Raw genomic sequence first — 8,222 nt, 5'->3', positions numbered from 1 at the left:
GTATAAAAATCGCTTGTTATAATATTGCTTAAGCGTATGTAGGCACTTCATCCTGATCAAACTATAAAGAAGTGTCTTAGACTTAATTTGGTAATTTTTTACAACGTCTATTATTCATGGATCCATGGCATAGGGGGTTGGGTGTTTTATCGTTTTAGCGGCACACGTAGTCCAAAGCGCCAACAATAGCGGCGACTTGTGCGTCATTACACTCTTGCGCTGTGACTTTTGGGCTATCTGGATACACTTCGGTGGTGGTGCCGAAGTAGCAATTTGTGATGCCACCGCATAACCCTAATGCTTTCATTGAGTAATTAATTACTCCCTCTTGAGTGATGGGAGAGCCGATGATCTCGCCTTTACTGTCGGCTGGTGCAATGTGCATGACTTTGCGTACCGATTCAATAATGGCTGCTTGGAATTCTGGCTGCGGATTTTCCGTATCGCCGACAGTATAAAACCCATCGGGAATCGTATCGGCTTCATATCTAATCCCATCGCGCGCTGCGAGTGCAGGGCGAAACTCGCTTTCATCACTGTCTGTAGTTTCATGCAAATCAATATGCACCAGCACGTCACCTAAGCTTGCGACCCAGCGCATTAAGCTTGCAGACTCTTCGGCTGGGCTATTGGCGTAAAATGAGCGATTAGGGTCAAGCGCTGATGGGTTCCAACGATTGATCGTTTCATAGCCCCAAGGGCTTACGCACGGGGCAACGGCAATGTTGAAATGAGATTGATACTGCTGTGCTTGAGTGGCTAAAAACTGCAACGCGCCGTGTACTCCGCTGGTTTCGTAACCGTGTACACCACCTGTGATCAACACCGTTGGTTTGTCAGGGTTCCATGAGCGACTTTTTAAGGCAAATAATGGGTAGCGATCTTTGTCTATTGATAGTGCACCGTATTGCTCTACCTCAAAATCCGTTGCCAAAGCGTTAATTTTCGGCACGACTTCTTGCTGATATTCTCGTTTAATCGTCGTTTGCGCGAGCCACGCTTCGCGTTCTGCTGCTTGCCAAGGTGTGCCTGGCGTACCGATAGGATAAGTATAAACAGAGTACATGAGGGTTCCTTTTTGACTAGTTGCCCACAGAGTAAGAGGTGTGAGTGTCAAGAGCAATCAAAAATACCAAGCTGGATTTACCACAGCCCGTTAACAGGGTTCATTACCTCAACCTGTTTTTGGGCAATGCAGGTTTGTTAGAGCAAGGAAATAGTCCAACTCTGGCCTGATAACTGAGGTAAATCATTGGCTAAACCGAACGGTCACATCTAAACTGCAACCAGACCAATGCAATTGAGTGAGAACACGATTGGAGAATAGTTTCCCCCTTTCTGAACTAATGATTTCGCTAACGACCGCCTTAGACATGACGGAAGGCCAGCCACCGGAGCACTGCATTCGCTGTTGCTGGGTTGGTATGCATATTGGCATGCAATTAGAGCTCGATCAGGCTGAGCTGCATGATCTGTTTTTTACCTTGCTATTGAAAGATGCGGGCTGCAGTAGCAACGCCGCGCGAATTTGCGAGTTGTATGCCACTGATGATCTCGCTTTCAAACGGCGTTATAAAACCGTCGGAACCAGTCTATCGAGTGTGATTAACTTTATCGTCAAAAATACCGGTTCAGAGCAGAGCTGGGCAGAACGTATTTTAACTACCATCGACATTTTGAAAAATGGTAATGATTATGCACAAGAGCTTATTCAAACTCGTTGTACTCGTGGGGCTGATGTGGCGCGAGAGTTGCGATTTAGCGAAGTCGTCGCGCAGGGGATCCACTCACTGGATGAACATTGGAATGGTCAAGGGCGTCCTCAACAGCTAAAAGGTGAAGCCATCCCCCTTTTCTCGCGGATTGCGTTATTAGCTCAAGTGTTTGACGTTTTTCAAATGGAACATGATTTGGACGAAGCAATACGCGAGGTTACAGAGCGTAGTGGTGTATGGTTTGACCCACAATTGGTTGAGATTATTGAGCAGTTGGTGGATAACCCGCACTTTGTGGCTAGCCTCAAAGCCTCTGATATCAGCCAACGAGTGATGCATTTACCACCGGCACAAGCGCATCAGCCTTTGGATGAAGCGTATTTAGACTGTATCGTCACGGCATTTGGCAAGATTGTTGATGCAAAAAGCCCCTATACCGCAGGGCACAGTGAACGAGTGGCTGTGTATACTGATTTAATCGCACGACAATTAGCCATTTCGGAAACTGATCGATCTTGGTTGAGACGCGCGGCATTACTGCACGACATTGGTAAGTTAGGGGTCAGTAATGCCATTTTAGATAAACCCGGTAAGTTAGACGATATGGAGTGGAAAGCCGTTCAGGCACATGCCGCGTTTACTGAACAAATCTTGCAGAAATTATCGCCCTTTAAGACGTTGGCACGTATGGCAGGGGCACATCATGAGAAACTCGATGGTACTGGCTATCCGCGTGGTGTAAACGGTGATGAGATCAGCGTGATGACTCGAATCATCACGACGGCCGATATTTTTGATGCTCTCAGCGCGGAACGTCCTTATCGCTCCGCGATGCCAATTGATAAAGCACTTTTGATCATGCAAGAGAATCTACATACTGCCATTGATCCTGACTGCTTCGCCGCGTTACAGAGCGCTCTGGCTCAATTGCCAGCCGAATATACTCAGTCACTGAGCTAGTGTTCTTTACTGCTTTGCTACTTGAAGCGTCAGCACTGTTGGTGGGATTCTCATCGCTGTGTTTCCCTTCATCAGCGCTTGGTGTTACATTTTGTCACGCTTTGAATAATGAAAATGAATAAGAGAGAATTTGCATGGCAGGCGCGAGCTTACTTACCCTTCTTGATGATATTGCAACCGTGCTCGATGATGTGGCGTTGATGTCAAAAATGGCCGCGAAAAAAACGGCAGGCGTATTGGGGGATGACTTGGCGCTCAATGCTCAGCAGGTGTCTGGTGTTGCCGCTGAACGAGAGATCCCAGTGGTATGGGCAGTGGCTAAAGGCTCATTTCGCAACAAATTAATTTTGGTTCCCGCCGCCTTGCTGATGAGCTCATTAGCCCCTTGGCTGATAATGCCGCTCTTGTTAGTCGGTGGACTTTTTCTCTGCTTTGAAGGGGCAGAAAAAATCTTAGAAAAAGTGTTTCATACCAGCCATCACAGCACCGCTGACGCGGATGAGCGCATGCTCACTGACGTATCGATTGATGACTATGAAAAACGTAAAGTCGCTGGGGCGATTCGGACCGATTTTATTTTATCGGCCGAGATCATCGTGATTGCGTTGGGGACAGTGCAAGGCCATAGCATGGTGACACAAATTTTTGTGGTGAGTTTGATTGCAGTGGTCATGACCATCGGCGTTTATGGTTTGGTGGCAGGCATTGTGAAATTGGACGATTTAGGTTTCTACCTAGAGCGCACTTCAGATGGCGCAGGGCTGCGTGCTCGCTTTGGTAAAGGGTTGATCAGTTTCGCGCCTAAGCTCATGAAAGCATTAACTGTAGTGGGTACCGCCGCGATGTTTTTAGTGGGCGGTGGCATTGTGGTGCACAACGTCCCTTTTATTCACCACGTGCTTGAACCTGTGATTGCAGCCGTTGCTGAACTCTCTTTATTAACAGTAGTGATGCCAACCTTGCTTAATGGTTTCGTTGGTTTACTCGCCGGGCTGGCTGTGGTTGCAGTGTGGGGGATAGTTAGTAAATTGAAATCGTCACATTAATTTTTTTTATGGTGATGATAACCATATTGAATGGTGATTTGCCCGCAGACGAATAGACTAGCGCTTTTCGTTTTTGGCAGTTCCCATTATGCAGTGTGCGTTTTTTGATCAACAGCTGTGCCGTTCTTGTACTCATTGCGCGGTTTCTTATTCAGAGCAGGTGAAGCGCAAAGATTTGGCACTAAAAGCGCTGTTTTCAACGCAGATGCCACAGCAGTGGCTAGAACCTGTCATAAGTGAAGAGACGGGTTTTCGTAACAAAGCGAAAATGGTGGCTCTTGGCGCGGCTCATGCACCGATCTTGGGTGTTGAATCCATGGTTGATGGGCAATCAACGCCCGTGTCGTTAGTGCAATGTGCTCTCTACCCACAAGAGACACAAGCGCTATTAACTTATCTACAAGATTGGATCCGTAGCTCGGGTATTCCTCCCTATAATAAAGCCAAGAAGAAAGGCGAACTCAAATACATATTGCTCACACGCAGCGAATATTCAGGTGAGTTTATGCTGCGTTTCGTACTGAGAAGTCGCGAAGCTTTAGGCCGAGTTGAGCAAAACCTCGCGCGGCTTCAGGCGCAGTTTCCAACCATTCGCGTCGTCTCAGTTAACCTTCAACCCATCCACATGGCGCGCCTGGAAGGTGAAGAAGAAATTTTTTTAACCGAGTGTGAGTATTTGATTGAGCAGTTTAATCAGGTGCCTATGGTTATCCGCCCGAAAAGTTTTTTCCAAACCAACCCGCATGTAGCGAAGCAGTTGTACGCGGCGGCGCGTGATTGGGTGAGAGAGATAAACCCAAGTCATATGTGGGATCTGTTTTGTGGCGTGGGCGGTTTTGCCCTACATTGTGCCAGTCCAACTACGGCAGTCACAGGAATTGAAATTGAACCAGAAGCGATCGCCAGTGCTAAACGCTCTGCCAAGACGATGGGCATTACCAATTTAGACTTTGCTGCGCTGGATTCTGCCCAATTCTCACAAGCTCAATCAACCGCGCCTGAGCTAGTGCTAGTAAACCCACCGCGTCGTGGTTTAGGGACTGAATTAGTTGAGCGATTGGTGGCTTTATCACCCAAACACATCATTTACTCAAGCTGTAACCCGCAAACGCTGATCACTGATATGCAAGGTATGGTGGGCTACTTACCCAAAAAACTGCAATGGTTTGATATGTTTCCACATACCGATCATAGCGAAGTGATGGTGCTGTTAGAGCGTCAGCCTAAGCCGAGATAAGCGCTGTGTGGTGCAAAAATGACAAAGAGAGGGAAGCCGCGGCTTCCCTTTTTGATGCATTAATGAGCTATTTTACTGCCCACGCGACCGTTTCACCGGCGCGGATCGGCACCACAATATCTGAGCCAAATGGCATACTTTCAGCAACTGGCCACTCTTCTTTGACCAACGTAACGGTGTCGTTATTACGGGGTAGGCCGTAAAAATCAGGGCCATTGTGACTGGCAAACGCTTCAAGGTTGCCAATTTTACCAACTTGCTCAAACACCTCTGCGTATAACTCTAAGGCTGCGTGCGCTGTGTACGATCCAGCACAGCCGCAAGCGGCTTCTTTTTTGCCTTTGGCATGAGGCGCAGAATCAGTACCCAAGAAAAATTTCTTATTGCCCGATGTCGCTGCCTGAATCAGCGCAAGCTGGTGGGTGTTGCGCTTAAGGATTGGCAAACAGTAAAAATGAGGACGAATGCCACCAGCAAGCATGTGATTGCGGTTATAAAGTAGATGATGCGCTGTGATCGTTGCCGCTATATTCTGGTTCGCATTTTTTACAAACTCGGCAGCATCGGCGGTGGTGATGTGTTCTAACACTATTTTCAGATTTGGGAAATCATTAACAATAGGAGCAAGCACTGTATCGAGGAAGGCTTTTTCTCGGTCAAAAATATCCACATCGTGAGCGGTTACTTCGCCATGAATCAGCAGCAGCATGCCAACGTCTTGCATCGCTTCCAATACAGGGTAAATATTTTGAGCGCAGGTTACGCCAGAATCTGAATTGGTGGTCGCCCCAGCCGGATAAAGTTTGGCTGCCACGACAGCGCCAGAAGCTTTGGCTTTGCGGATCTCATCAGGTGTCGTGTTATCGGTGAGATAAAGCGCCATGAGTGGCTTGAAAGAATCACGTGGTTTTTGCGCCATGATGCGCTGTTGGTACGCTAATGCTAATTCTGTGGTGGTGATCGGCGGGACCGTATTGGGCATGATCAGTGCGCGGCCGTTGTAGCGACTGATGTCTCGTACAGTATCGGCCAACACATCACCATCACGTAAGTGAACATGCCAGTCGTCTGGACGAGTAATCGTTAATGTTTTCATTGGTTGCTCCCACCGGAAAATAAATTGATTGGAGCTTAAACGGGCTTCGCTTTTAATGTGCGCGCAATCGCTTACGTTTAAGCGACAGGATGATAGAGGAAACAGGGGTGAATTTCATCCTTTTATTTTCCATAGGGTTAGCCAGCTTTGGCGATTTCCATTATCATCGCGTTATAAAAATACCTTCAAAAAAGCATAAGGATAGGCCATGTCGTCAGCTCAACTCTCACAAATTAACGTTTACCCAGTCAAATCGATAGGTGGCCTCTCGCAGTCCACCGCTTGGGTTGAAAAACAGGGGCTGGCTTTTGATCGGCGCTTTATGATCGCGTTAGCTGATGGTTCAATGGTCACTGCACGTAAATATCCAAATATGGTTAAGGTCAATTCAATACTGGTTGCAGATGGTTTGATCTTTACGGCGGTGAACCAATCTCCGTTAAAACTGCGTTATGCAGATTTCAAAATGCAACCTTCTCCAGCGCAAGTGTGGGACGATAACTTTACCGCTTACACCACAACCGATGAAGCGGATGATTGGTTTAGCCAAGTGTTAGGCCAGCGTGTTGAGTTGCTGTTTACCGGAGAGCAATCAAACCGAATGCGTGAAAAAGTGGGTCACAATGTCAGTTTTGCTGATGGCTATCCAGTGCTGGTCATCAGCCAAGCTTCACTTGATGAACTTAATCGCCGCAGCCCTGAAGTGCACAGCATGGATCAATTTCGTACCAATCTAGTGGTACGAACCGATGAGCCTTTCGCTGAAGACAGCTGGAAGCGGATCCGAATTGGTGAGGTAGAATTTGAAGCGGTAAAACCTTGCGAACGCTGTATTCTCACTACTGTTGATGTGAATAAAGGGGCTTTTCGTCCAACCAAAGAGCCGCTAAGAACCTTGTCACAATTTCGCGCTAACGAAAGAGGTGGGGTGTTTTTTGGGCAAAATTTAGTCGCAAAAAATGAGGGGATGATTCGAGTTGGTGACAGCGTTGAGGTGCTTGAGTACAAAGAGAAAGAGTTTTATCGAGATTTGGGCATGAGTCACCATGTGATGACCTGTGTTGAGCGTGAAGCGATTGCGCGTGATTTTGTCACGTTCTGGCTAGAGCCTAAAAAGGGTGAAATGCCAAATTATCAACCTGGGCAGCACCTACCAATCGAAGTTGTGATCGATGGCGAGAACGTGGCGCGCCGCTACACTTTGTCATCTAGCCCATCGCGCCCGGGTCGGTTAGCGATTTCAGTCAAACGTATTGATGGCGGTAGAGTTTCTAACTGGTTGCTTGATCACTTGCAGGTAGGAAGTACATTGACCACGCAATCACCGGATGGCTCGTTTCATCTGTCGACTCAGCACCAGCAACCGTTGTTACTGTTGTCGGCTGGAAGTGGCGTGACGCCTATGTTATCGATGTTGCGCTATCTTGCCGATAATCAACAAATTCAAGATGTGGTCTTTTATCATCAATGCCGCAGCGTTGAGGATATTCCTTGCCGTGTTGAACTTGAAGCGCTTAAGCAGCGACATCCGGGGTTGAAAGTCTTCATTTCTCTGACTCAAGCTCCAGTAGATTGGTTTGGGCTGAAAGGCCGGCTCTCTTTATCTCACCTTAAGCAAATCCAACATGTGACTGCTCGCCAAGTGTTTGTGTGTGGGCCTGATGGTTTTATGCAGAAAGCAAAAAGCTTATTGTTGAAAAAAGGGCTTGCGGAAGAATCTTACCACCAAGAAGCGTTTGGTGTGGCGCACACTGTCGCAGCTGAGCTGAAAACGTTACAACTGAGCGTCAATGGCCATGTATTTGAGGGTAATAACCAAACGACCTTATTAGATCAAGCCGAAGCCGCTGGCATTGCGATTGCCAACAGTTGCCGAGCAGGGTTTTGTGGCGCGTGCAAGGTGACTGTGCAGTCGGGCAAAGTGCATCAACCTGACGTGCCAGCACTGCCTGAGCATGAACGTCATCTTGGTTTCGCTTTAGCGTGTTGTTGTATTCCTGAAACCGATATTGAGGTTGTAAACTAGTTTTCGCCTCACGCTGTTGCACTACAGTGACTTTGTCCAATAAAAATGCCTCTTGGGTCAGTGTTGACCGCAAGAGGCGTGACGTTGCTAGTGATTTTTATTCGAAACCGTTTCAGTCTCTTGAAAGTGACTCTCTTAAAGC

At 47.5% G+C, this 8,222-nt stretch carries 6 protein-coding genes; 4 read left to right on the top strand and 2 right to left on the bottom strand.

The genetic code is table 11. From position 1 onward, the window contains the following. Nucleotides 1-154: 154 nt before the first annotated feature. Nucleotides 155-1,066 (bottom strand): succinylglutamate desuccinylase/aspartoacylase family protein, encoded by a 912-nt coding sequence (locus B9J84_RS11905; RefSeq protein WP_179217562.1) that lies wholly within the window; start codon nucleotides 1,064-1,066, stop codon nucleotides 155-157. A gap of 280 nt (nucleotides 1,067-1,346) precedes the next feature. Here B9J84_RS11905 and B9J84_RS11900 point away from each other — a divergent pair, with 280 nt between their 5' ends. The 3 genes from B9J84_RS11900 (at nucleotide 1,347) to rlmC (ending at nucleotide 4,958) form a co-directional block, all read left to right on the top strand. After that, nucleotides 1,347-2,675 carry an HD-GYP domain-containing protein gene (locus B9J84_RS11900; protein WP_088718071.1) on the top strand — a complete coding sequence of 443 codons (1,329 nt, stop codon included), beginning with the start codon at nucleotides 1,347-1,349 and terminating at the stop codon, nucleotides 2,673-2,675. A gap of 134 nt (nucleotides 2,676-2,809) precedes the next feature. After that, nucleotides 2,810-3,721 (top strand): DUF808 domain-containing protein, encoded by a 912-nt coding sequence (locus B9J84_RS11895; RefSeq protein WP_094124210.1) that lies wholly within the window; start codon nucleotides 2,810-2,812, stop codon nucleotides 3,719-3,721. Between the two features lie 88 nt (nucleotides 3,722-3,809). Continuing rightward, entirely contained in the window at nucleotides 3,810-4,958 is a 1,149-nt protein-coding gene (gene rlmC, locus B9J84_RS11890; RefSeq protein WP_179217561.1) for a 23S rRNA (uracil(747)-C(5))-methyltransferase RlmC, read from the top strand. Nucleotides 4,959-5,025: 67 nt separating this feature from the next. Here rlmC and pyrC read toward each other — a convergent pair whose 3' ends face one another. Further along, nucleotides 5,026-6,054, bottom strand: a complete 1,029-nt coding sequence (pyrC, locus tag B9J84_RS11885; protein ID WP_017047152.1) for a dihydroorotase — start codon at nucleotides 6,052-6,054, stop codon at nucleotides 5,026-5,028. 208 nt (nucleotides 6,055-6,262) lie between these two features. Here pyrC and B9J84_RS11880 point away from each other — a divergent pair, with 208 nt between their 5' ends. Then, the gene (locus tag B9J84_RS11880; protein WP_094124208.1) at nucleotides 6,263-8,080 is read left to right on the top strand and encodes a hybrid-cluster NAD(P)-dependent oxidoreductase; all 1,818 of its coding nucleotides are present in this window, start codon (nucleotides 6,263-6,265) and stop codon (nucleotides 8,078-8,080) included. The last annotated feature ends 142 nt before the right edge of the window (nucleotides 8,081-8,222 follow it).

The sequence above is a fragment of the Vibrio sp. V03_P4A6T147 genome (assembly GCF_002241085.1).
Classification (GTDB): Bacteria; Pseudomonadota; Gammaproteobacteria; order Enterobacterales; family Vibrionaceae; genus Vibrio; species Vibrio anguillarum.
This window is presented reverse-complemented; position numbering and strand designations above follow the sequence as displayed.

What these genes read in the sequence shown, in the direction of transcription:
- B9J84_RS11905 (WP_179217562.1), bottom strand. Translation starts at nt 1,066, where the DNA reads ATGTACTCTGTTTATACTTATCCTATCGGTACGCCAGGCACACCTTGG.
- B9J84_RS11900 (WP_088718071.1), top strand. Translation starts at nt 1,347, where the DNA reads ATGATTTCGCTAACGACCGCCTTAGACATGACGGAAGGCCAGCCACCG.
- B9J84_RS11895 (WP_094124210.1), top strand. Translation starts at nt 2,810, where the DNA reads ATGGCAGGCGCGAGCTTACTTACCCTTCTTGATGATATTGCAACCGTG.
- rlmC (WP_179217561.1), top strand. Translation starts at nt 3,810, where the DNA reads ATGCAGTGTGCGTTTTTTGATCAACAGCTGTGCCGTTCTTGTACTCAT.
- pyrC (WP_017047152.1), bottom strand. Translation starts at nt 6,054, where the DNA reads ATGAAAACATTAACGATTACTCGTCCAGACGACTGGCATGTTCACTTA.
- B9J84_RS11880 (WP_094124208.1), top strand. Translation starts at nt 6,263, where the DNA reads ATGTCGTCAGCTCAACTCTCACAAATTAACGTTTACCCAGTCAAATCG.